A 21761-nucleotide genomic window follows, 5' to 3' on the forward strand; every position below is an offset into this window, starting at 1 on the left:
ACATCATCGCTAAAAAAGCATTATGATTTTTTGTGATAAATCATGTAATAACTGAGATAGCACAACACAATAAAAATCATACAGCCAATAAAACCTGCCAGCATTTCAGGGTCAAACACCATACTTAAGCAAGTAATAAAACAGAACACAAAACCTAAAATAGGCACTATTGGAAATAGCGGTGCAGCAAAACCTAAGTCCTGCACGGTTTTACCTTGTTTATACCATTGGCGACGGAAGTTAAACTGGCTTAAACAAATGCTCATCCAGACCACGACCATGGTAAATGCAGCCACACCCAAGAGGTTTTTAAAGATGGTTTCAGGCGCAAATTGTTCAGACAATAAACCTGGCATTGCACCGAGCATGGTGACCATGACTGCAATATAAGGAATACCACGCGCATTCACCTTAGAAAAAATCTGTGGTAATTGCTTTTGGTGTGAGAGCGACCACATCATTCGTGAAGCTGCAAATAAACCTGAGTTCGCTGCAGAGAGTAACGCTGTGATAATCACAAAACGAATAATATCTTCCGCATAAGGAATACCAATCTGATTAAACACCGTTACAAAAGGACTGCTGCTTACACCTTCTGCAGCCAAACCTGCAGCCTGATGTGGTAGCAAGGCACTAATCACCACAATGGTACCTACAAAGAAAATCAACAGACGGAAAATTGCGGTATTGATTGCTTTAGGCACGTTTTTGGCAGGGTCTTTGGTTTCACCTGCGGCAACACCAATCAACTCTGTACCTGAAAAGGCGAAATTAACAATTAACATGGTGGCAAAAATAGGGAATAGCCCTTCAGGAAACCAACCTTGTGCGGTTAAATTGCTAAATAAAGGTGCAGAGGTATAACCTTGATAAGACACAGCACCTAAAATTGCCATTAAACCCAAAACGATAAAGGCAATGACAGTCACGACTTTGACCAAAGATAGCCAAAACTCAGATTCTGCAAACAAGCGCGTGGAAATCATATTCAAACCAAATACAACGCCACCAAAAATCAGTGTCCAAATCCACATGGAAATATGCGGGAACCATTCCTGCATTAGCAACGCAGCGGCGGTAAATTCTGTGCCTAAAGTGACCGACCACGTGAGCCAATATAACCAAGTGATGGTATAGCCCGTGCCAGGTCCAATATATTGTTTGGCGTATGCCCCAAATGAACCTGAAACAGGCATGTGTACGGCAAGCTCGCCCAAACACAGCATCACCATATAGGCAATTAAACCACCAAAAATATAAGCGATGATGGCGCCAACGGGGCCTGTTTGTGCAATGACTTCACCTGAGCCTAAAAATAGACCTGTGCCAATAGCACCGCCCAGTGAAATCATAACCAAATGTCGAGTGCTCATCGCACGTTTTAAAGGCATAGTATTGCCTTGATGCACAGCATCATTTTGATGATTCGATGACGGCATAAGTGATAGGAGAAAAAATGAAATGAAGCGAAGTATTGTAGAGAAAAACTACAAATCTGCAATCTTGAAATAATAAATTTGGATTAGAAATGATCGTATAGCACGATAAATGGCGTCCCTACGGGGATTCGAACCCCGGTTACCGCCGTGAAAGGGCGATGTCCTAGGCCTCTAGACGATAGGGACGTTGCGAGGTGATGCGTATATTATGAATTTTTAGCGACAGTGTCAAACCTGAATCTAAAAAAACTGCCGCACTATTTGTTATTTGCTTAAAAAATAATACATCTTTAAAAATAAATCAGTGCATGTAAATTTGAATACGGTGCATCATTTTAATGATCAGGGGTTTGATATTGCTTTTCAGTGGTTGTTGTTTGTGTGGCTGTGGGTTGAGTGCTTGGTTTAGGTTGAGCAGGCTCACGATTCACAATATAAAGATACAACGCAGAAGGCGCGAGAATGACCAAAACCAAGACAATTTTTTTCAACATGGCAGAATCAATAACACAAATTGGAATATTGCCATTATAACCAAAGCCAGCTCAAAAGACTGCATGCATAAAAGCTGATTCGCAGTAAAAATCATTTTGATGCTCAGTCTTGTGGTTGAAAAGCACGAATCAAAACCACAACACTAAAAAGAAAACAGGACGACAAACGCAGTCTGTCATCCTGTAAACATCTCAATGTTCGAGTACAAATCGTATTATTGATCTGTGTTGAGTAAGTTCTCTACCATGTGCGGCGCAAGTTTATTTAGAATAAAACAAAACAGCTCTGCAGTTTTTTGCGTATCGTATAAAGCTGAATGAGCTTCTTTGCCATCAAACTCAATACCTGCCTGAATGCATGATTTTGCCAGCACCGTTTGACCAAACATCACCGCACTTAAAGTCACTGTATCAAACACTGAAAAGCTGTGGAATGGGTTTTGGTTTTTCGTGCCTGTGCGGGCAATGGCTGCTTGTACAAAGCCTAAATCGAAATGCGCATTGTGACCGACCAAAATGGCATGGGTACAATTCTGTTGGCGACGCACTTCATTGACTGATTTGAAAATCCGTTTTAATGCGGTTTTTTCATCTTCAGCCATAGCCATACGCATAGGGTTGAAAGGATCAATCCCAATAAAGTCCAACGAACGACGGTCTAAATTTGCCCCTTCAAACGGGTTGATATGCGCATGATACGCTTCACCTGGTACAAATTTGCCATCCGCATCATAAATAATTGGAATGGCAGCAATTTCCAACAAAGCATCGGTTTGGGCATTAAAGCCTGCGGTTTCCACATCGACCACCACAGGCAAAAAACCACGAAAACGTTGCCCCATCACGGGCAAAGTTGTATCTGTCACACTTTTCTCCATTGAATGGTTTTACCCGCATATAACGGAATAATTTGTTCACCATCCAAGTAGTCTAAACTGGTTGGAATGATTTGCTCTTCTTTCACCAAAGTAATGGTGTTGGTATTACGCGGCAAACCATAAAAATCTGCACCAAAGAAGCTTGCAAAGCCTTCTAAGCGGTCAATACGTCCAACTTGATCAAAAGCTTGTGCATAAAGCTCAATTGCCGTAGGCGCACTATAGCAGCCTGCACAGCCACATGCATTTTCTTTGGCATTTTTTGAGTGCGGTGCGCTATCTGTCCCTAAGAAAAATTTAGGATTTCCGCTAGTTGCGACTTCTAATAAGGTTTGTTGATGGGTTTGACGCTTTAAAATAGGCAAACAATAGAAATGCGGTTTTACGCCACCTACTAACATATCATTACGGTTAAATAATAAATGTTGTGGGGTAATGGTTGCTGCGACATTACGGCCTTGTTCTAAAACAAATTGCGCTGCTTCAGAGGTCGTAATGTGTTCAAGCACCAATTTTAAGTTTGGAAATTGTTGTAATAATGGTGAAAGCACTTCATCTAAGAAACGTTTTTCACGGTCAAAAATATCGACATGATTGTGCGTGACTTCGCCGTGCAGTAATAATGGCACTTGTTGTTCTTCAAGTTGCTCAATCACCGCATATACTTTACGAATGTCGCTCACCCCATTGTCTGAATTGGTGGTCGCGCCAGCAGGGTAAAGTTTAATGGCATTCACATGCGCAGAGGCTTTAATTTTCTTGACTTCTTCGGGAGAGGTTTGATCGGTAAAATACAACACCATACGCGGATCAAAATTTACACCTTCAGGGACGTGTGCCATGATGCGTTCACGATACGCTTCCGCTTCTTCTACCGTTTTTACTGGTGGAACAAGGTTAGGCATACAAATTGCGCGTGAAAATTGCTTGGCAAGATCGGGAACAGTACGTTGTAGTGCTAAACCATCACGTAAATGAGCATGCCAGTCATCTGGCTGGATAAGAGTAATCGTATTCAAGGCGCTGCCAGTCTGAAAAATAAAACAGATGATAATCTATAAATGTTAAAATGGTAACGTCGAAAGCCATAAAAAATAGAAATGCCTGAATTAATTGTTTCGACATTGTGTTATTTTTAAACCACTAAAAAAATTATATTCAGGTTGTTACAGTTTTGCTGTGCAACAATCGTGATTAAATGGAATTTAAAGCATCCATGGAATACAAATATAAGTTAGCCAAGCTACAGTACGACAAAGAAAAAAATGAAGAGTTGATTAAACGTCAACGTAAACGTGCGGGGCAGGTTTTTCCGAAACAACTGGAAGTTGAGTTTTGGCAACAGCATCTTGAACAAGCTCGGCACAACATTAACCAATATTTTTGGTCGGGCGTACTCATCTACTTTATTATCACCGTGCTGATGATTACTGGGGATTATTGGATTATTGATCGTAATTTTTTTAAACACGATTTTATCCACTCTTTACTAGGCTTGGTCAATGGCGCGTTTTGCTTACTGACCCTGTTCTTTTTTGCCCATTATAAAATTTTGCGCCCGTATTATGCCTATGCCGCCATGGCTATGATTTTTTGGGCCATTGTGTCGATGACCTGGCTGACCATGACGGTGCATACCGAAGTGTTTAGACACCAAGCCATGATGATCATCAGCATGATTTATATTATGGGTTTTGTACTGACGGGGGTGAAGCCGTTTCACATGCTGCTGACTGGGTTAATGGCGGCTGTGGTTGCCATGATTATGCTATTAACCTTGTATATTCCAATTGATGTGATGGTGATGGGGCGGGTGTTGGTTGGCAGTACGGTAGTGGGTTTTTTAATCAGTAAAATGCTGTGTACCCGTGAGCGGATGATTTTTTTGGTCATGCACCAAGCCCGACTTAGTGAAAAAATTAACCGTATTCATGCTGAAGAATTGTTGCATTTAAGTCAGCATGACGCGCTGACTAAAGTATCCAACAGACGTACTTTTGATGAAATGCTGGACAGCTATTTCGAACAGGCACGGCATGATGAAGTGCCATTGTCTTTACTCTTTATCGATGTCGATTTTTTTAAAAAATATAACGATCATTATGGGCATCAAAAGGGAGATGAAGTCATTTCAGCGATTGCCAAATCCATTAAAGACTCAATTCGTCACATGGATTTTGTTGCGCGTTATGGTGGTGAAGAATTTGTGGTGTTATTGCCAGAAACCGATGCGCATGGTGCGTATGCTGTGGCTTCCAATATTTTTAAAGCGGTTGAGCGTTTAGCGATTCCACATAGTCAATCTTTGGTTGACAGTAATGTCACCATCAGTTTGGGCTTTACCGTCTATAAAGGTGAGGCGGACATTTTTAAAAGCGATTTCTTACAACGTGCAGACCAAGCCTTGTACCGTGCGAAACAGTTGGGACGTAATCAAATTTATTACCACACTTTGCAGGTGGAAGAAGTGCTGTAAATTTTTCTATCTCCAAGTGAAAGAGGACTCCACCCGTCAGTCAGGGTGGAGGTGAATTTCACAAATTTCAACCTTGTTGATTCTGAATATATTGTTTGATTATTTCCAAAGGCGCACCACCACAAGACCCTGCAAAATATGATCTTGACCATAAAACAGGTTTTGTATAATTCCCTCTCAAGTCTAAAAACTCATTTCGCATTCTTCTACTTGTTACAGACTTTAAATTATTAACCAATTTGCTTAACTGTACCGTTGGTGGATACTGAATAAGCATGTGAACATGGTCGGATTCACCATTACATTCCTTTAATTCAGCATCAAAATCTTTACATATTTCAGTTGCACACTCATTGAAATATTTATGATGCAACTCACCTAGTATTTTTTTTCGATATTTCGTTATAAAAACTAAATGAACATGAAGATTAAAGGCTGAATGTCGGTTTTTATATATCTCACTCATTGAAAAAATATACCTAAAATGTTAGAATCAGCACCATATTAACAGATACACACTCATTAATGAAAATCAACAAAGCGTATAAATTTAGGCTTGAGCCTAATGTCGAGCAAGAGGTTATTTTAAATAATCTCGTTGGCTCTGCACGCTTTGTTTGGAATCAAATATTAGCAATTTCATTTGAAATGTTTGCTCAAAATAAACACATTAATGCGGTGAATCTAGTAAAAAAGATAACAGCACTGAAAAAGAATCCTCAGTTTAGCTTTTTAGATGGAAATTCAAATGCTGTGTCACTTCAACAAAAAGTTCGTGATCTTGCATCAGCATGGGGGAAGTTTTTCAACCCTAAAGAACATGCTCGACTAAAAGAAAAAAAGCGCAAACCTAAGAAACCTAAATTTTTTCAATTGGCTGATGGTACTGAGGTTCAGTTGCGCCCACTTATGCCTAGATTTAAGAAAAAATCAGACGGTTATGATTCCATTCGCCTTGTACAATTCGATAAATACTGTTGGGTTAAAGGAAATAAACTCAAACTCCCTAATGGCGTAGGTGTTATTAAATTCAGGAAGTCGCAAGAGATTCTAGGCACAATAAAAAATGTGACGATCAGTAAGGTGTCAGGACGTTGGTACGTTTCATTCTGTACTGAAACAGAACTTACTGAAATGCCGATCCACCCATCAAAATCAGCGATTGGTGTTGATCTTGGTGTTAAGAAATTAATCACTACCTCAAATGGTCAGGTCTTTGACCCGATCAATAGCTTTAAAACCAATCAGATTAAATTAGCTAGACTTCAACGGAAGCAGAGAAAGAAAGTTAAATTTAGTCAAAATTGGAAAAAACTGAATTTTAAAATCAATAAACTACATCATCACATTGCCAATATTCGTCATGACTACTTGCAAAAAATCACTACAACGCTCAGCAAAAACCACGCAATGATTGCTGTTGAGGATTTAAAAGTAGCAAATATGTCGAAGTCAGCAAGTGGCACAATCGAAAATCAAGGAAAGAATGTAAAAGCTAAGTCAGGCTTAAACAAATCAATCCTAGATCAAGGTTGGGGCATGCTCGTTAGTATGTTGGAATATAAGCAACAATGGCGAGGTGGATTACTTGTAAAAGTTGATCCGAAGTACACAAGTCAAACCTGCTGTGAATGTGGTCATGTAGCAAAAGAAAACCGACAAACTCAAGCTAAATTTGAGTGTGTCGGATGCGGTTATGTTGCGAATGCGGATTTAAACGCATCTCGTAATATATTGTCGGCAGGACATGCCGTTTTGTCTGTGGAGGGTGGATGCGGTAAAGGTCGCCCTAAGAAGCAGAAAGCAAGCGAAATCCGTGAGGAAGTCGCCTAAGAGCTTTGCTTTTAGAATCCCCCACTTGAGTGAAAACGAAAGTGGTGGGAGTATGTCAATGCAGCTTTCATTTAGTATGAATTGTTTAGTCCTCATGTTTAAACAAACATAAAAAAGCCGCTCAATTTGAGCGGCTTTCGATTTCACAAAATCATCACCAAGTGATTATTTGTTTTTGTCTTTCAATTGTGGCACTGCAGAACCTGAACCAATCGACAATAAGCCAGAATTGGTATAAAGACCCAATTTAGCGCGTGTATCGGTAATGTCTAGGTTACGCATAGTTAACTGACCAATACGATCCATTGGCGTAAACATTGAATCACCTTTCTCCATAGTTAAACGCTCAGCTTCATAAGTGAGGTTCGGAGATTCAGTGTTGATAATGGTATAGTCATTACCACGACGTAATTCTAAAGTCACTGTACCAGTAATTGCTTTAGCCACCCAACGCTGCGCAGTTTCACGTAACATTAACGCTTGAGAATCGAACCAACGACCTTGATACAATAAACGACCTAAACGTAAACCGTTAATGCGGTATTGTTCAATCGTATCTTCGTTGTGAATACCCGTAACCAAACGCTCATAAGCAATGTGCAATAACGCCATGCCTGGTGCTTCATAAATACCGCGAGATTTTGCTTCAATAATACGGTTTTCGATTTGGTCAGACATCCCCAAACCATGACGACCACCAATACGGTTCGCTTCAAGAATCAACTCAACAGGGTTTTCAAAACGCTGACCGTTTAATGCAACTGGCATACCTTCTTCAAAGGTAACCGACACTTCTTCGGCTTTAACTTCAACGTCATCTTTCCAGAACGCCACGCCCATGATTGGATCAACGATTTTGATGCCAGCATCTAGGTACTCAAGGTCTTTCGCTTCGTGTGTTGCACCTAGCATGTTTGAGTCAGTTGAATAAGCTTTTTCTTTTGACATTTTATAGTCAAAACCATTGTCGATAAGGAATTGTGACATTTCCGCACGACCGCCTAATTCATCAATAAAGGTTTGGTCTAACCACGGCTTATAAATTTTAAGCGCAGGATTAGTCAATAAACCATAACGATAGAAACGCTCAATATCGTTACCTTTATAGGTTGAACCATCACCCCAGATGTTTACGTCATCTTCTTTCATGGCAGTCACTAGCATTGTACCTGTTACTGCACGACCAAGCGGGGTGGTGTTAAAGTAAGGCATACCGCCTGTGCTGATATGGAATGCACCACATTGAATGGCAGCAATACCTTCCAAAGCCAACTGCATACGGCAGTCAACCAAGACTGCTTTTACCGCACCGTATTCTTCGGCTTTCTTTGGAATGGCATCATAGTCATCTTCATCTGGCTGACCCAAGTTTGCGGTATACGCATATGGTTCAGCGCCTTTTTGCTTCATCCACAATAAAGCAGCTGAAGTATCTAGACCACCAGAAAAGGCGATACCGACTTTTTTGCCTACTGGTACATTCTGCAAGATAGTTGCATTATCAGTCATTGCTAGTCCTAACTTTTTTAAAATAGGCACCACATTTGGTGGCCAAGGAGAATTCTAAACTGCAAATTATAGCACTCTTTAAAATGCTTGTTTTCGTTAAAAAAGCGCATTTGATAAAAAAATCAGGTTCAGGCTTAAATTTTCATTTAGAAATGGCAAACTTGGTATAGAAGTTGAAGATCAAAACCTGCAATTGGGATGGTGCAGAATAAAATCACTTTTACTTTTGGGCGGTTTTATATCAAGTTTATATCAAGAATAGTTAGGGTCTATTGACATTTCATAAATGGTTTGCGCTGTAGGCTAAAACTGAGCAGATCAGGCATGAAACGCAGGGAATAGTAGGTCTATTTCCAAGTTTCATAACGCAATCTGAGAAAGTTTTAGCCACATGAGCAAGAACAAAGCACTGCTTTGTTTGCTGCGCAAGGGGACAAGCATATTTTTTGCTGCTATTGCGTTATGAGTCAGTCATTTAGAATGACTAAATTTCTTGCCTCATGCCTTATATCAGCTAAAAAATATGCGTCGTCGCAAACATAAAAGAAGTGTCAACAGACCCTATAAATTGACGTTTGCGCCACACAGTCGAACTTTAGAGTCATAAACAGTTTATAAAAATCGGTTAAAGTATTCATGCAACAAGTTGCAAAGCTCATTATATAAGGACTCATCATGACAACTCGCTATGCAAATATTCTAAAACCATTACATTTAGGATTTACCACCATTAAAAACCGTGTCGTGATGGGTTCAATGCACACGGGTTTGGAAGATCGTTTTTATAATTATCCAAAACTGGCTGCTTATTTTGGCGAACGTGCCAAAGGTGGCGTGGGTTTAATTATTACAGGTGGTATTTCACCTAACCGTCAAGGCTGGTTATTGCCTGCGGGCGGTACTATGAATACATTGGGCGATGTTGCACCACATCGATTAGTGACACATGCCGTACATAAGCATGGTGCGAAAATTTTAATGCAAATTCTGCATTCAGGACGCTATGGTTATCAACCATTTGTGGTGTCTGCAAGTCCGATTAAATCTCCAATTTCACCATTTAAACCACGTAAAATGAGTGAAAGACAAATTTTAAATACCATTGAAGATTATGCGAAAACAGCTAGTTTAGCCAAAATGGCAGGCTACGATGGTGTCGAAATTATGGGTTCGGAAGGCTATTTACTGAATCAGTTTTTAAGCCGTCATGTGAATCAGCGTGAAGACCAATGGGGCGGTACGATTGAAAACCGTATGCGTTTTGCTTTAGAAGTAGTCAAAGCCATTCGCGCCGAAGTGGGTGAAAAATTTATTATCTGCTTCCGCTTGTCGATGCTGGATTTAGTCCACGATGGCAATACAATGCACGAAGTGATTACCGTTGCCAAAGCCTTAGAGCATGCGGGTGTGAACTTGCTCAATACAGGGATTGGCTGGCATGAAGCGCGCATTCCAACCATCGTGACTTCTGTGCCACGCGCAGCTTTTGTTGATTACACCGCAGAAGTGAAAAAACACGTTGAGATTCCTGTAATTGCATCCAACCGTATTAATATGCCTGATACTGCAGAAGAAATATTGGCAGCGGGTAAAGCTGATATGATTCAAATGGCACGACCATTGTTGGCAGATGCGTTTTGGGTCAATAAAACTGCGACCAATCGTGTCAATGAAATTAACACCTGTATTGCCTGTAACCAAGCGTGTTTAGATCATACCTTTAAAAATCAGCGTGCGACTTGTTTGGTCAATCCGCGTGCAGCCTATGAAACTGAATTGGTCTATGAAAAAACCAAGCAACCGAAGCGTATTGCAGTTGTCGGTGGTGGTGTTGCGGGAATGTCTGCTGCTACAGTTGCTGCTAGTCGTGGGCACCATGTGACTTTATTTGAAGCCAGCAACGAAGTGGGCGGTCAATTCAACTTGGCAAAAGTCGTGCCAGGCAAAGAAGAATTTCACGAAACCATTCGCTACTTTAAAGTGCAAATTGAAAAAACTGGGGTCGATTTGCGTTTAAATACCAAAGTCAACCGCGAGCAACTCGAACGTGAAGGTTTTGATGAAGTGGTCATTGCAACAGGTGTAGTACCACGTGCTTTAAAAATTGAAGGCAGCGATGCACCGCAAGTATTGTCTTATGCAGAAGTATTACGTGGTGCACCTGTTGGACAAAAAGTCGCTGTGATTGGTGCAGGCGGTATCGGTTTTGATGTGTCGGAGTTTTTACTGAAACCTGAACATCAGCCACAACCGCAGCCTTTGGCAGATTGGCAGCGTGAGTGGGGAGTCGATCCGAATCCTAACTATGTGACTGAAGGTGGTATGCTTGCTCCAGAAGTTCATCCCCCAGTCCGTGAAATTTATTTATTGCAACGTAAGACGACAGCTTTAGGTGCAGGTTTGGGTAAAACTTCAGGATGGGTACATCGTGCACAGTTGAAAAAACATGCGGTGCGTATGCTACGTGGTGTGCAATATAAAGCCATCAGCAATGAAGGCTTGTGGATTGAAATGGCAGGTCAAGACCAATTGTTACGTGTAGATAGCATTGTAGTCTGTGCAGGGCAGGAGTCGGTTAAAGATTTAATGCCTGCGGCAGATGAAAATACTTTGGCTAACTATCATATTATTGGTGGTGCAAAGCTTGCTGCAGAGTTAGATGCAAAACGTGCGATTCGTGAAGGGGCTGAATTGGCTGCTAAACTTTAAAAAGTGAGGTGGCTATGCTGTTGTTTTGATGAACTTTAGCGCTGATTTGGTGAAACAATATTCACTTGAGTGCTTGAGTGGTATTTTTTACTTGTCATCAAATCAAAAGCTTCGTATCATGGCCCACATGGAAGCGTGGCAGAGCGGTTTAATGCACCGGTCTTGAAAACCGACGAGGGCGCGAGTCCTCCGTGAGTTCGAATCTCACCGCTTCCGCCAAATTCAAGTTTTTGACACTGTTTAACACTATATAAGTTTATGATTTATATAGTTAAAGTTAGAAACATGCGATATAACAGGCCGTGACGCACTACGCCAATCGGTAGTTATAAAGTAGTAAAAAATGCAGTAAGATTATTTCTTACTGCATTTTTTTATGTCTGAATTATGGCAACTCGTGGAATCAATAAACTTAGTGCTTTACAAGTTAAAAAAGCCAAACCTGATCCTGACAAGATGTATAAGCTGTCAGATGGGGGAAATCTGTATCTGCGTATTGACCAAAGCGGTAGCAAGTACTGGATATTCAATTACACACGTCCATTCTTTGGCAAGCGTAATGATTTATCTTTGGGGACTTACCCTGAAGTTTCGTTAGATGATGCTCGTACTATTCGTGATGAATATAAGAAACTTATCAAGCAGGGTATTGATCCAGCAATGGAGCGGATTGAAACCAAGTCTCAGAAACAGAAAGAAGCAGAAAACACCTTTCGTATCGTTGCTGAAGCATGGCTGTATAAACGTGAGCTAGAGCAAAAACAAGATGAAGAGACGATCCGTCGTTTAAAGCATGATGTCTATCCCTACGTTGGTGATTTAACCTTTCCACAGCTTACCCTAGAAATCCTTGAGATTAAGGTCTTTAAGCGCATCATTGAGCGTGGTGCTCTGTCTGTTGCCAAACGCCTTAAATCAGACCTGAACCAAATCTTTAAATCAGCACGTAAGAAAAAGCTGATCCAATATAATCCAATTGAAGATATTGAATTACCAAAACCACAAGGTGGAAACTTTGCAGCCGTGACAGAAGAGCAAGACCTAGCTCCAATGCTAAATAAGATTTGGAACTACTCTAAGCTTTATACACGCTGTTTACTGACCACGCAGGTGGCGTTAAAAATCTCTGTGAACCGTACCGGGTTTGTCGGAGACTTTTTATTTAAGTTAGGCCACTTGACCTAACGGTTTAATCTTATCATAGTACATTGCTTCAAACTCAAAAGGCGATACATAACCCAGTGCACTGTGTACACGCTTTTTATTGAACCAATCTACCCAGTTTAGTGTCGCAAGTTGTACATCCGCTAAACCTTGCCAATCTGCTTTTAGATATTCAATCACCTCTGTTTTGTATAAGCCATTCACCGTTTCAGCCAAAGCATTATCGTATGAATCACCAGTTGTACCGACTGATGCTCGTAAATTTGCAGCTTCTAAACGATTGGTATAGCGAATAGAAAGATATTACACACCTCTATCGGAATGATGAATCACATTCTTTGGCATACCTCGATCGTGCAATGCTTGCTCCAATGCATCGAGCACCATATCTGTATTCATTCGTGTAGATACTTTCCATCCAACAATTGCTCGTGAAAACACATCAATCATAAAGGCGGTATAGACCCAGCCTGAATTGGTTTGAATATACGTAAAGTCACTCACCTGAGAAGCATTGCTTCGCAAGATAGCCATTTCTTGAATCTCCAAAGATTAAAGTTACGTTATCTTTAGAGGGACGTGCTGTCCATTATTTTGGCTAGGATCAAACATCAAAAAAAATCTCTTATGTACAGAAAGTCATTAATTTGCAACACAGTTTTTAGAGAATAAGAATAGGGGCAAGTACGCATTGGAAAACCCTAGTAAATTTTATATAGGGATAATCATACATCATGACATCATTGCAGGCACTCACAAACGATCAGGAACATAGCTTAGAAACTTATATTAATCGAGAATTATCATTATTAGAGTTCCATAAACGTGTGCTTGCACAGGCAAAAGATGTTGAACATCCTCTACTTGAACGATTGAATTTCCTAATTATTTTTTCGCGCAATTTGGATGAATTTTTTGAAATTCGAGTTGCTAGCCTAATTCAGCAAATGAATATTTCTGGAAATATGGCGACTACAGGGCCAGAAGGAATGCCTTTAGGCGAAGTGCTAGAGCAAATATCTAAGGTTGTACATGAGGCGATAGAAGAACAATATAAAATACTAAATCATTCTATTCTTCCTCAATTACAGGGTCATGGAGTTCACTACATCCAACATGCAGATATTCTTGAAAAGCATAAGGAGTGGATTAAGAACTACTTTTTTAATGAGGTGCAACCCGTCGTCACACCGATCAGTTTAGATCCAGCGCATCCATTTCCAAGACTGGCGAACAAAAGTTTGAATTTCATTGTGACTTTGGAAGGGAAAGATGCATTTGGCCGAGAAATTGATTTAGCCATTGTACCTGCGCCAAGATCTTTACCACGACTGGTAAAACTCCCAAAAGAAATTTCAGGGAATGCAGAACACTACATTTTGCTTTCGGCTATTATGCAAGAGCATATTTCAGATCTATTTCCTGGCATGAAAGCAACAGGATGTCATCAATTTCGAGTAACTCGAAATGCGGACTTGACGGTTTCAGAAGATGTTGAGGATTTAGCGATCGCATTAAAAGGTGAACTTTCTGCAAGACGTTTTGGACGTGCAGTCAGACTTGAAGTCAATAAAAACTGTCCTAGCCATATTGCTGATTATTTATTAGAACAATTTGAATTGGAAAAAGATAGTCTCTATTTTGTAGATGGTCCTGTTAATCTAGCTCGTTTTATTTCTAATTTTGATTTGCCAGAATTACGTTTTCAGCCATACCAACAAAAAATTCCAAAAGCTTTATACAGTAAAAAACCCATCTTTGAAGTGTTAAAAGCGGGGGATGTGTTGCTACATCATCCATTTGATAGTTTTAAGCCTGTGACCAAATTGCTGAGGGATGCAGCACATGATCCTAATGTACTCGCAATTAAACAAACGCTCTATCGTAGTGGTGCAGATTCTGAGATTGTAAAGATTCTTGCTGAAGCAGCGAGAAATGGTAAGGAAGTCACGGCGGTGATTGAATTACGCGCTCGTTTTGATGAAGAGTCAAATATAGAAGTGGCGAACGTATTACAGGAAGCAGGAGCGGTCGTTGTATACGGTATAGTCGGCTATAAAACACATGCCAAAATGATCTTAGTGGTACGCCGAGAACAAGATAAAATTAAACGTTATGTGCATTTAGGAACGGGCAATTATCACGCAACCAATGCCAAAATTTATACGGATTATGGTTTACTTACCAGTGATGAGGAAATTTGTGAAGATGTGCATAAAATCTTCCAAGAATTAACAGGTATGGGAAAAATGGCGAAGTTAAAGAAACTTTTCCATGCTCCCTTTACTTTGCATTCCCAACTCATGGAACTGATACAACAGGAAATTGCACAAAGTAAAGCGGGTAAAAAAGCGCATATCATGATTAAGGTCAATGCATTGACCGAACCACAATTAATAAATGCATTATATAAAGCATCACAAGCTGGTGTTCAAATTGATCTGATTATTCGTTCAATTTGTTGTCTGAGACCGCAGGTCAAAGGACTTTCAGAAAACATTCGAGTGCGTTCAATTGTAGGTCGTTATTTAGAACATACACGTGTGTATTATTTCCATAATGATGGTGACACCAAACTCTATTGTGCAAGTGCAGACTGGATGGGGCGTAATCTATTTTCTCGTATAGAAACATGTTTTCCAATTGAGGATAAGAAATTAAGAAAGCTAATTGTAGAGGATGGCTTGAATAATTATCTGAAAGACAATCGCCGAGCATGGGAACTTCAAGCTGATGGTACATGGGTGCAATGCCAGCCTAAGCAGGATCAACCTGTTCATATTGCTCAAAGATACTTAATGAATCGAGAAGCTTAACTGTGAGCATCATGTGGTCATTAAACTGTCACAAGGAATGAATAAGCTAAGATTAGAAAAACTAGAAAGTAAACATTGAAGCATAAAAATAATAACTTCATATTTTCTAGATAAAAATCAAAATGATAAACCCACGATAGTGGGTTTTTCTTTTATACACCGGAGGAGAAAGTAGTGGACGGTCGAGTTGAACAGCAAGGTAACTTAAAAAGAAATACACGGAGCAGTTATCGATTATTAGTAGACTATAAATTGTTTCTTAAAGAAAAAAACCGTCATAATGATTACAACAGTCGGCTGATTTTTATTACAAATTACCTTGATGCAATAAATTTTGAACTATATGGCGTAGAAGGGCGAGAGCAACTGATTGCCGCATTAGAAAAGTCTTTTGATGAAGACAAAGCAAATGATTGAAAAGCAGCTTGATTAGGCTCACTGCTTTTCTCTATAACAATTGTTAATCTAGTTCAAGTTGATAGTCATCTTTAGTAATTTTGATTTTAATTTTTTGGTATTTCCTTTTATTGGGATCTAATGCCGAGTTTGTAACTTCCTCTGCAAAACTCGTGTTTCCCATCAAATCATAATAAGCTTTGTAACCAATAAGGATTTTTTGTGGGCTTTCTTTATGTTCTTGGATGTATGATTCGATGAGTTGGGTCAATCTATCGAAGATAGGAGAATTTGTCATAGCCATAACCAAATTTATAGTGTAAATGGATAGTAAATTTAAATTACTTGATGTATGTTAAAAATTAAAGACAATTGTTTTTAAAATTTGAATATTTAAAAGAATTTAACAATATTCACAAGTCCAATTACTTGAATGATAGTGACTTTTTCCTTAACTACTTGAGCTTCATTTCGGCAGCAGGGTTTTATCAGGAAGCTCTGGATCATGTGGCACGGCAGGGCTATGGTAATGCCAGCTTTGAGGTGGGTGGTGAGGAGGGACTGGATATAGTGGAGGAGTTTTATAGTGATCAGCAAAATGCTGTTGAGGTACAGTCTGATTCACCATCTGTTCATCAGGTGATGGAAGATGCCACAGGCATAAAACAGGGGCTTAGGCAAAGTGTTAAGGCAATAAGTTGATTCAACTTATTGAAATATAAAAACAAGGGAATTAGCTTCCCTTGTTTTTTTGTCTGTAAGAGTAACCTTTATTGATGACTCATTTATCATCAATGATTACATTTTGGTGAAGAAAAATCTGCGAGGGGGTCGTCATAACCAAGACCAATAGATTCGATTGGTTTACTCATCAAAGTTTTATTACTGGTATTCCCATCACCATAAGTACCAAATGAAATATAGATTTCACCTTCTGCTCCTACACGAGTGGATTGATTATATTGTCGGAAGCTATTCCCACCATCAAATCCCTCACAATAATGTTGTACTTTAGGCTTACTGGTATTCGGAGTATCTTTACCGATAGTAATCGTTTTACCATTAATAATGACAGAGCCTTTACTTGTAGATAAGGTATTCAGTCCATATTGGTTAAAAGAAGCTGTAATTTCAGGGTCATCGTAATTATTGCCCCAATTAAGATTACCGCCACCATCTACAAATTTAGGTTTACCTAGCTTGGCAATTACAGATTTTTGGCTTTCCTGTAATCCAATCTTTTTGCCATTAATCAGGAAATAATCTTCTGCAAAAACAGAAGTTGTACAGACAGTAACTAAAGCAGCGATAATAAACTTTTTCATTTAATATTCCTTTAAAATTTAAATAATTATGAAAATAGAGACAATACTATTTTGCCCATGTACAGATTTTAAAACCATTGCCAACCCAGCAGGCTTTATCTTTCTGTGAGCGAGTTACCTCACCCCACATGTATGACCCACCTTCCAATTTTGAGATTTGAGCATAAACCTCATTTTTACTTTCAATCCAAACCATGACACCTGCAAAATTTAATTTTTTTGCAAAGCTAGGATGGCTAATAAAGAAGCTGCCGTTACCTTGTGGATCGAAATCACATTTACCTTTATATAGCGTTTTGCCATCCTCTTCGAGTAAACAGGTCGCTGGTTTAGCTTGTGCAATGGCTGGAACTGCAACACTTAAAAGTATTGCCATGATTAATTTTTTCATAAGTCTTTCCTTGAATATAAGTGATGGTGAAAGTTACCCACCACATACCGATTTTTTGAACTCTTTATAATCAGGGATAGGTTGTTTACTACATGCCTGATAGCAAGCTTCTGCTACGGATTGTTCATTGAAATTAGGATTTAGTCTGATTTGTCCCAAACCTCTTGTGATCGCCATAGACATAGAAGATTCAGGAATCACATTTTCATTGCAGTCTTCGGGAGGCTGTTGTTCACAATTAGGCAATAGTTCATCATGCAACCATTTACAGTCGTTATTAGGAAGTCCACCTTTGGCTGTCTCTAATAAGTTGGTTAATAACTGCCCATTTTCTAACACGATGCTTTTATTTAAGCCCTTATCATTGATTCCCAAGCCAATCGTAACGACATCACCTTTTTGTGCATAAGTAATATCGCCAGTCTCGCTATAAAAATCATCTTTAGTCAGCCATTTAGGTGCTTGACCTTTGAGTAGCAACAAAATTGAATAAGATGGTAAAGTGCCTGAACCACCAGCATCTGTACTCACCAAGATCGCTTCTCCCTGAGTGAGCTTAAAGCGACGGACTAAACTGATACGATCATCATTAACATCTTTGGAAGCGAGTATAATTTTATCGCCTAGATATAAGTCAGGTCGCTCAAAATCCTCATTGCCAATTTTCTTTAATGATAAAAGTCCCTGTGATGTTGGTAACTGGTCATTGAATTTTTCCAAATCCTCCCCTTGACCTACAGTGACGATAGGAACTTCTACTTTTTTATTGCTTTCATTCTTATCAGTAGTTGGTGGATTGTCTGTCGGTGATTTTTGATTGCAACCTGAATTTAAGCTTAAGACAACAGATAACGCACCAATACAAAATAATTTTATATTTGCCATAAGTCGTCCTATTTTCTTGAGTTGAGCGTTATCAATGCAATAATTATCAGGATAATTACGCCACCAATAAACTTGCCTACAGATGGGAACATGACCGCAGGCCAGACGATCCCCCGACCAATGTGATAAGCGAATGACTTGTAGCTGTATTGACCCCAGAAGTTCTGGTAAACCGTAAAAAAGAAGCCAATAATAAAATAGCCACCGATTACCCATGCCTTAATGTTTTCTTTCATTGTTTATTTCCCCCCAGTTGCAAAGTTCACAAGTAGCATGAACAGCCCTAGCAAAATCATAAATCCAATAAAAGGTAAGCCCAGAAATGCAATCGCAATGATGACAACGATGATTCCTGCAATTGCTCGCATGGCTTACTCCTTCATACATTGCATACCGTAACGCACAATTTCTTCCTGAAATTCCTGCGTTTGGCTGATGATATAAAATTTTTCTTCCAGTCGATCTGCACCATATTGATCTTCAATTTTTTCAAAGACACATTCACAGGTAGAGCTATCAGCACCGCCCATTTTGCAGCCCTTAACAAATTCACGTTCAGATTTGCTGGCACAGCCTGATACCACACCAGTAAGGAAGAGGATAGATAGGATTGCGAGATAATTTTTCATGATGACCCCCGTCATTTAAATTTTTGGAATTGTTTTAATGTTTTTGATTCAGCGAATTTGTGCAGCCATTAAACAGGCATGTGTAATAACCTCAATACGGATGGGTATTAAGATGACATGATAAAATTGGCTGAATAAAAATCAGATAGCTAATTTAAAAGCCTGAATTCAATCAAAAAATGAATGGGGATTTGGTGTAACAGAGAATGATAAGTCATAGTGACTACTCCTAGATGTACTTAGAAGTTCTACCAAATCACTGTCAAATGATGGTGGCAGAACGAAAGGGGGTTGACAGACTGGACATCTAGTAACCAGCACGCACGAAGCGTCCCCCTCCCGTTCTACCGCAAAGGGGGTACGAGAAGGTTTCGCACAAAATCCATATTTAGAAAATATGAACCTGATACGCTAGATGAACGGTCTGTCAAAACCGACTGACCATGTGGGTCAGCAGAGGAATGATAAATTTATGTGGGAATTGAGTCAATTGATATCAGTATGTTTTATCGAATTAAATTTTGAATTGTCTTAAATATATTGGTTATTCCATTTAACATTATTTTAGTTATACATTCACTTGGAATATTTTTTTACTTTTTTCCCTCTATTCTCAACGAATTACTCTTATTTCACCGCCTTGCTTGAGATTGAAAATTCAACTTGATAAGGTGCTTTTAATGATGAAAAAGTAGAGTTTTTACGATGGCTAAAATTACAGTTTATGTATGTCGTGAATGTGGCAAGGAGGAGGATACGTGGATTGGAGAATGTCTTCAATGTGGAGAATACAATAGTTTCAGCAAAACAACAGTTGAACGAAAGGCTCAACATCGGGCTACGGCAGGTTTAAGTCATTCTGGCTATGCAGGACAACAACATCATATTACCAAATTAAATATGGTGAAGATGAGTCAGGAACTTAGGTGTTCAACAGGTATAGGAGAATTTGATCGTGTATTAGGTGGTGGTCTGGTCACTGGATCAGTGGTATTAATTGGCGGTGATCCTGGCATTGGTAAATCAACTTTACTTTTACAAACAGCAACCCATATTGCAAAAAATCAATCGGTTTTATATATCACAGGGGAGGAATCACTGTCACAAGTTGCCATGCGAGCTAAACGATTGGGCTTGCCACAGGACAGCTTAGATGTCATGGCAGAAACGAAAGTAGAACGCATTTGTGAGATATTAGCGGAACAAAAAACATCTATGGTGATTTTGGATTCCATTCAAACCTTATATACGGAGGCTATTCCTGCGGCCTCTGGAAGTACATCACAAATTAAAGAATCAGCCTCAATTTTAACCCGATTTGCCAAGTATGCAGGAATATCTTTACTGATTGTTGGGCATGTCACCAAAGAGAAAGAATTGGCAGGGCCAAAAGTATTTGAGCATATGGTTGATTGTGTCTTGCATTTTGAGGGACAAAGCGACTTACAGTATCGAATGCTCAGGGTGGTTAAAAACCGTTTTGGTGCGGTGAATGAGCTAAGTGTATTTGACATGACAGATCAAGGGTTAAAGGAAGTCATCAACCCAGCCACGATTTTCTTGGATCGCTATGGTGAGGCAGTAGCTGGTTCTGTTGTCATGGTGAGTCGAAATGGCGTACGGCCATTTTTAGTCGAAGTACAGGCTTTGGTGAGTGAAACAAAAACTACACCTAGACAACTTATTTTAGGTCTGGAGCATAATCGCCTTACTTTGCTGTTGACCATTATGAAAGAACAAGCCAACGTGGATATTCTTGAACATAATGTCTATGTCAATATTGTGGGTGGATTGAAAATTACAGAAACAGCGTCAGATTTAGCCGTGCTATTGGCTTGTGTATCGAGCCTAAAAAATCAACCCTTACCTCACGATATGGCTGTGTTTGGTGAAGTAGGCTTGTCTGGTGAGATTCGGTCTGTACCCAATGCACAGGAACGTATAAAGGAAGCCCAAAAGAACGGATTTAAAACTGTAGTTATCCCTAAAGTGAATCAGCCCAAACAGCCGATAGAGTCTATGAACGTGATTGCTGTGGAATATTTGTACCAAGTATTACAGGCAGTTTTTGAAAATGATGCTTTGGTTGTAAATTGAGCAGCAGTAAAAATCCTTTAGTTCAACTTATGCTATGCTTTCATGTCGTCATGGATAAAGCAATGAATCAAGTTGTTATGCCAAATTTACCAAGATAGATGCTGATCTGATTAGGTTCTTTTATGAGTAATGAAATAGCAATTGAAACATACCAATCATTGTTAGATGATATAAAAAATACCTCTGTACACGACAAATTTCACAGAACCCTTATCCTATCAGGATTCTGCTTTCTTAAAATTGCCAAAATTTCCTTAAACTCTTCTTTTTTCCCAAAACCAATTAAACGCTGAATCGCCATTTGAACATAGTCTAAACCATAGCGAAATAAACTCATTGAGAGTCGTCCATGCTTCTTTATTATTATCGCTTTTTTTTTGATTATGTTGCCATTCTCCCGTTAAGTAACACCAACAGAAGCTTATAGCTAACACCGCAATCAATTTTTTCACTCGTCTAGGGTCTGTCAAGCGCGTATTTTCAAGATTAAACCCGCGTCCTTTGAGACAACTGAATAAGGTTTCAATTTCCCAGCGTAATGCATAATCCTGAATAGCATTGGCATTAAACTGAGGAGAAACGACGAGTAAAAGCTTTCCATTTTCTAACTGTAGTGCACTTATATATAGTTTCACCCGACCAACCTAAATCCGTCGTTTACGACATTCAATTTGACCAACTTTAAGATGGCGAAATAAATCACTAATTTTATGATTCTTT

The 21761-nt window shown here is 39.4% G+C and carries 19 protein-coding genes, 2 tRNA genes and 4 pseudogenes; 9 read left to right on the forward strand and 16 right to left on the reverse strand.

Annotation, left to right across the window (positions count from 1 at the left end; genetic code table 11):
* Positions 1-20: 20 nt before the first annotated feature.
* The 5 genes from CF596_RS08780 to pyrC form a co-directional block, all read right to left on the reverse strand.
* Positions 21-1439: an amino acid permease gene (locus tag CF596_RS08780; RefSeq protein WP_026438458.1), complete on the reverse strand. Its 1419-nt coding sequence runs from the start codon at positions 1437-1439 to the stop codon at positions 21-23.
* A gap of 110 nt (positions 1440-1549) precedes the next feature.
* A tRNA-Glu gene (locus CF596_RS08785) sits at positions 1550-1625 on the reverse strand.
* Between the two features lie 149 nt (positions 1626-1774).
* A complete protein-coding gene (locus CF596_RS14740) occupies positions 1775-1933 on the reverse strand; it encodes a hypothetical protein (protein ID WP_171324943.1) in 159 nt (52 codons plus the stop codon).
* Positions 1934-2148: 215 nt separating this feature from the next.
* Complete coding sequence (rnt, locus tag CF596_RS08790) at positions 2149-2811, reverse strand: ribonuclease T (RefSeq protein ID WP_096902181.1); 663 nt, start codon at positions 2809-2811, stop codon at positions 2149-2151.
* Positions 2796-3830 (reverse strand): dihydroorotase, encoded by a 1035-nt coding sequence (pyrC, locus tag CF596_RS08795; protein WP_004972678.1) that lies wholly within the window; start codon positions 3828-3830, stop codon positions 2796-2798. Before pyrC ends, rnt begins: the two co-directional genes overlap by 16 nt.
* 197 nt (positions 3831-4027) lie before the next feature.
* Here pyrC and CF596_RS08800 point away from each other — a divergent pair, with 197 nt between their 5' ends.
* The gene (locus CF596_RS08800) at positions 4028-5287 is read left to right on the forward strand and encodes a GGDEF domain-containing protein (protein ID WP_096902183.1); all 1260 of its coding nucleotides are present in this window, start codon (positions 4028-4030) and stop codon (positions 5285-5287) included.
* 67 nt (positions 5288-5354) lie between these two features.
* On the opposite strand, the gene tnpA is transcribed toward CF596_RS08800, so the two are convergent.
* Complete coding sequence (tnpA, locus tag CF596_RS08805; RefSeq protein WP_004970281.1) at positions 5355-5753, reverse strand: IS200/IS605 family transposase; 399 nt, start codon at positions 5751-5753, stop codon at positions 5355-5357.
* A gap of 59 nt (positions 5754-5812) precedes the next feature.
* On the opposite strand from tnpA, the gene CF596_RS08810 reads away from it, so the two are divergent.
* Positions 5813-7120 (forward strand): RNA-guided endonuclease TnpB family protein, encoded by a 1308-nt coding sequence (locus CF596_RS08810; protein WP_096902184.1) that lies wholly within the window; start codon positions 5813-5815, stop codon positions 7118-7120.
* Positions 7121-7285: 165 nt separating this feature from the next.
* On the opposite strand, the gene argG is transcribed toward CF596_RS08810, so the two are convergent.
* Positions 7286-8629, reverse strand: coding sequence for an argininosuccinate synthase (argG, locus tag CF596_RS08815; RefSeq protein ID WP_096902186.1), 1344 nt, complete (start codon positions 8627-8629; stop codon positions 7286-7288).
* Between the two features lie 675 nt (positions 8630-9304).
* Between argG and CF596_RS08820 the strand changes: the two genes are divergently transcribed.
* The 3 genes and pseudogenes from CF596_RS08820 to CF596_RS08830 form a co-directional block, all read left to right on the forward strand.
* Positions 9305-11338: an NADPH-dependent 2,4-dienoyl-CoA reductase gene (locus tag CF596_RS08820; RefSeq protein WP_004972684.1), complete on the forward strand. Its 2034-nt coding sequence runs from the start codon at positions 9305-9307 to the stop codon at positions 11336-11338.
* Between the two features lie 129 nt (positions 11339-11467).
* Positions 11468-11557, forward strand: a tRNA-Ser gene (locus tag CF596_RS08825).
* Positions 11558-11725: 168 nt separating this feature from the next.
* Positions 11726-12469: pseudogene (locus CF596_RS08830) on the forward strand (integrase arm-type DNA-binding domain-containing protein); the annotation flags it as partial.
* A gap of 36 nt (positions 12470-12505) precedes the next feature.
* On the opposite strand, the pseudogene CF596_RS08835 reads toward CF596_RS08830, so the two are convergent.
* A pseudogene (locus CF596_RS08835) lies at positions 12506-13018 on the reverse strand (IS3 family transposase); the annotation flags it as partial.
* Between the two features lie 218 nt (positions 13019-13236).
* Here CF596_RS08835 and ppk1 point away from each other — a divergent pair.
* Both ppk1 and CF596_RS08845 read left to right on the forward strand, forming a co-directional pair.
* A complete protein-coding gene (gene ppk1, locus CF596_RS08840) occupies positions 13237-15318 on the forward strand; it encodes a polyphosphate kinase 1 (RefSeq protein WP_096902188.1) in 2082 nt (693 codons plus the stop codon).
* A 174-nt stretch (positions 15319-15492) separates the two neighbouring features.
* Positions 15493-15735 carry a hypothetical protein gene (locus tag CF596_RS08845; protein ID WP_096902190.1) on the forward strand — a complete coding sequence of 81 codons (243 nt, stop codon included), beginning with the start codon at positions 15493-15495 and terminating at the stop codon, positions 15733-15735.
* Between the two features lie 43 nt (positions 15736-15778).
* Here the strand turns inward: CF596_RS08845 and CF596_RS14820 are convergent, their stop codons facing one another.
* Positions 15779-16012 (reverse strand): hypothetical protein, encoded by a 234-nt coding sequence (locus CF596_RS14820; protein ID WP_096902192.1) that lies wholly within the window; start codon positions 16010-16012, stop codon positions 15779-15781.
* 176 nt (positions 16013-16188) lie between these two features.
* Here CF596_RS14820 and CF596_RS08855 point away from each other — a divergent pair.
* A pseudogene (locus tag CF596_RS08855) lies at positions 16189-16416 on the forward strand (hydrolase or metal-binding protein); the annotation flags it as partial.
* Positions 16417-16505: 89 nt separating this feature from the next.
* Here the strand turns inward: CF596_RS08855 and CF596_RS08860 are convergent.
* The 6 genes from CF596_RS08860 to CF596_RS08880 are packed head-to-tail and all read right to left on the reverse strand — an operon-like array spanning position 16506 to position 18944.
* Entirely contained in the window at positions 16506-17039 is a 534-nt protein-coding gene (locus CF596_RS08860; protein WP_096902194.1) for a hypothetical protein, read from the reverse strand.
* A gap of 46 nt (positions 17040-17085) precedes the next feature.
* Positions 17086-17430, reverse strand: coding sequence for a hypothetical protein (locus CF596_RS08865; protein ID WP_096902196.1), 345 nt, complete (start codon positions 17428-17430; stop codon positions 17086-17088).
* A gap of 33 nt (positions 17431-17463) precedes the next feature.
* The gene (locus CF596_RS08870; RefSeq protein WP_096902198.1) at positions 17464-18315 is read right to left on the reverse strand and encodes a hypothetical protein; all 852 of its coding nucleotides are present in this window, start codon (positions 18313-18315) and stop codon (positions 17464-17466) included.
* A gap of 8 nt (positions 18316-18323) precedes the next feature.
* The gene (locus CF596_RS08875; protein ID WP_096902200.1) at positions 18324-18551 is read right to left on the reverse strand and encodes a hypothetical protein; all 228 of its coding nucleotides are present in this window, start codon (positions 18549-18551) and stop codon (positions 18324-18326) included.
* A gap of 3 nt (positions 18552-18554) precedes the next feature.
* Positions 18555-18683 carry a hypothetical protein gene (locus tag CF596_RS15010; protein WP_265736132.1) on the reverse strand — a complete coding sequence of 43 codons (129 nt, stop codon included), beginning with the start codon at positions 18681-18683 and terminating at the stop codon, positions 18555-18557.
* A gap of 3 nt (positions 18684-18686) precedes the next feature.
* Positions 18687-18944 (reverse strand): hypothetical protein, encoded by a 258-nt coding sequence (locus CF596_RS08880; protein WP_096902202.1) that lies wholly within the window; start codon positions 18942-18944, stop codon positions 18687-18689.
* A gap of 705 nt (positions 18945-19649) precedes the next feature.
* Here CF596_RS08880 and radA point away from each other — a divergent pair.
* Entirely contained in the window at positions 19650-21041 is a 1392-nt protein-coding gene (radA, locus tag CF596_RS08885; protein WP_096902204.1) for a DNA repair protein RadA, read from the forward strand.
* A 199-nt stretch (positions 21042-21240) separates the two neighbouring features.
* Here the strand turns inward: radA and CF596_RS08890 are convergent.
* Positions 21241-21761: pseudogene (locus tag CF596_RS08890) on the reverse strand (transposase); the annotation flags it as partial.

The sequence above is a fragment of the Acinetobacter sp. YT-02 genome (assembly GCF_002412355.1).
Lineage (GTDB): Bacteria > Pseudomonadota > Gammaproteobacteria > Pseudomonadales > Moraxellaceae > Acinetobacter > Acinetobacter towneri.

Coding starts and splice junctions, on each gene's coding strand:
- CF596_RS08780 (WP_026438458.1), bottom strand. CDS start 1,439: ATGCCGTCATCGAATCATCAAAATGATGCTGTGCATCAAGGCAATACT.
- CF596_RS14740 (WP_171324943.1), bottom strand. CDS start 1,933: ATGTTGAAAAAAATTGTCTTGGTTTTGGTCATTCTCGCGCCTTCTGCG.
- rnt (WP_096902181.1), bottom strand. CDS start 2,811: ATGGAGAAAAGTGTGACAGATACAACTTTGCCCGTGATGGGGCAACGT.
- CF596_RS08800 (WP_096902183.1), top strand. CDS start 4,028: ATGGAATACAAATATAAGTTAGCCAAGCTACAGTACGACAAAGAAAAA.
- tnpA (WP_004970281.1), bottom strand. CDS start 5,753: ATGAGTGAGATATATAAAAACCGACATTCAGCCTTTAATCTTCATGTT.
- CF596_RS08810 (WP_096902184.1), top strand. CDS start 5,813: ATGAAAATCAACAAAGCGTATAAATTTAGGCTTGAGCCTAATGTCGAG.
- argG (WP_096902186.1), bottom strand. CDS start 8,629: ATGACTGATAATGCAACTATCTTGCAGAATGTACCAGTAGGCAAAAAA.
- CF596_RS08820 (WP_004972684.1), top strand. CDS start 9,305: ATGACAACTCGCTATGCAAATATTCTAAAACCATTACATTTAGGATTT.
- ppk1 (WP_096902188.1), top strand. CDS start 13,237: ATGACATCATTGCAGGCACTCACAAACGATCAGGAACATAGCTTAGAA.
- CF596_RS14820 (WP_096902192.1), bottom strand. CDS start 16,012: ATGACAAATTCTCCTATCTTCGATAGATTGACCCAACTCATCGAATCA.
- CF596_RS08860 (WP_096902194.1), bottom strand. CDS start 17,039: ATGAAAAAGTTTATTATCGCTGCTTTAGTTACTGTCTGTACAACTTCT.
- CF596_RS08865 (WP_096902196.1), bottom strand. CDS start 17,430: ATGAAAAAATTAATCATGGCAATACTTTTAAGTGTTGCAGTTCCAGCC.
- CF596_RS08870 (WP_096902198.1), bottom strand. CDS start 18,315: ATGGCAAATATAAAATTATTTTGTATTGGTGCGTTATCTGTTGTCTTA.
- CF596_RS08875 (WP_096902200.1), bottom strand. CDS start 18,551: ATGAAAGAAAACATTAAGGCATGGGTAATCGGTGGCTATTTTATTATT.
- CF596_RS15010 (WP_265736132.1), bottom strand. CDS start 18,683: ATGCGAGCAATTGCAGGAATCATCGTTGTCATCATTGCGATTGCATTT.
- CF596_RS08880 (WP_096902202.1), bottom strand. CDS start 18,944: ATGAAAAATTATCTCGCAATCCTATCTATCCTCTTCCTTACTGGTGTG.
- radA (WP_096902204.1), top strand. CDS start 19,650: ATGGCTAAAATTACAGTTTATGTATGTCGTGAATGTGGCAAGGAGGAG.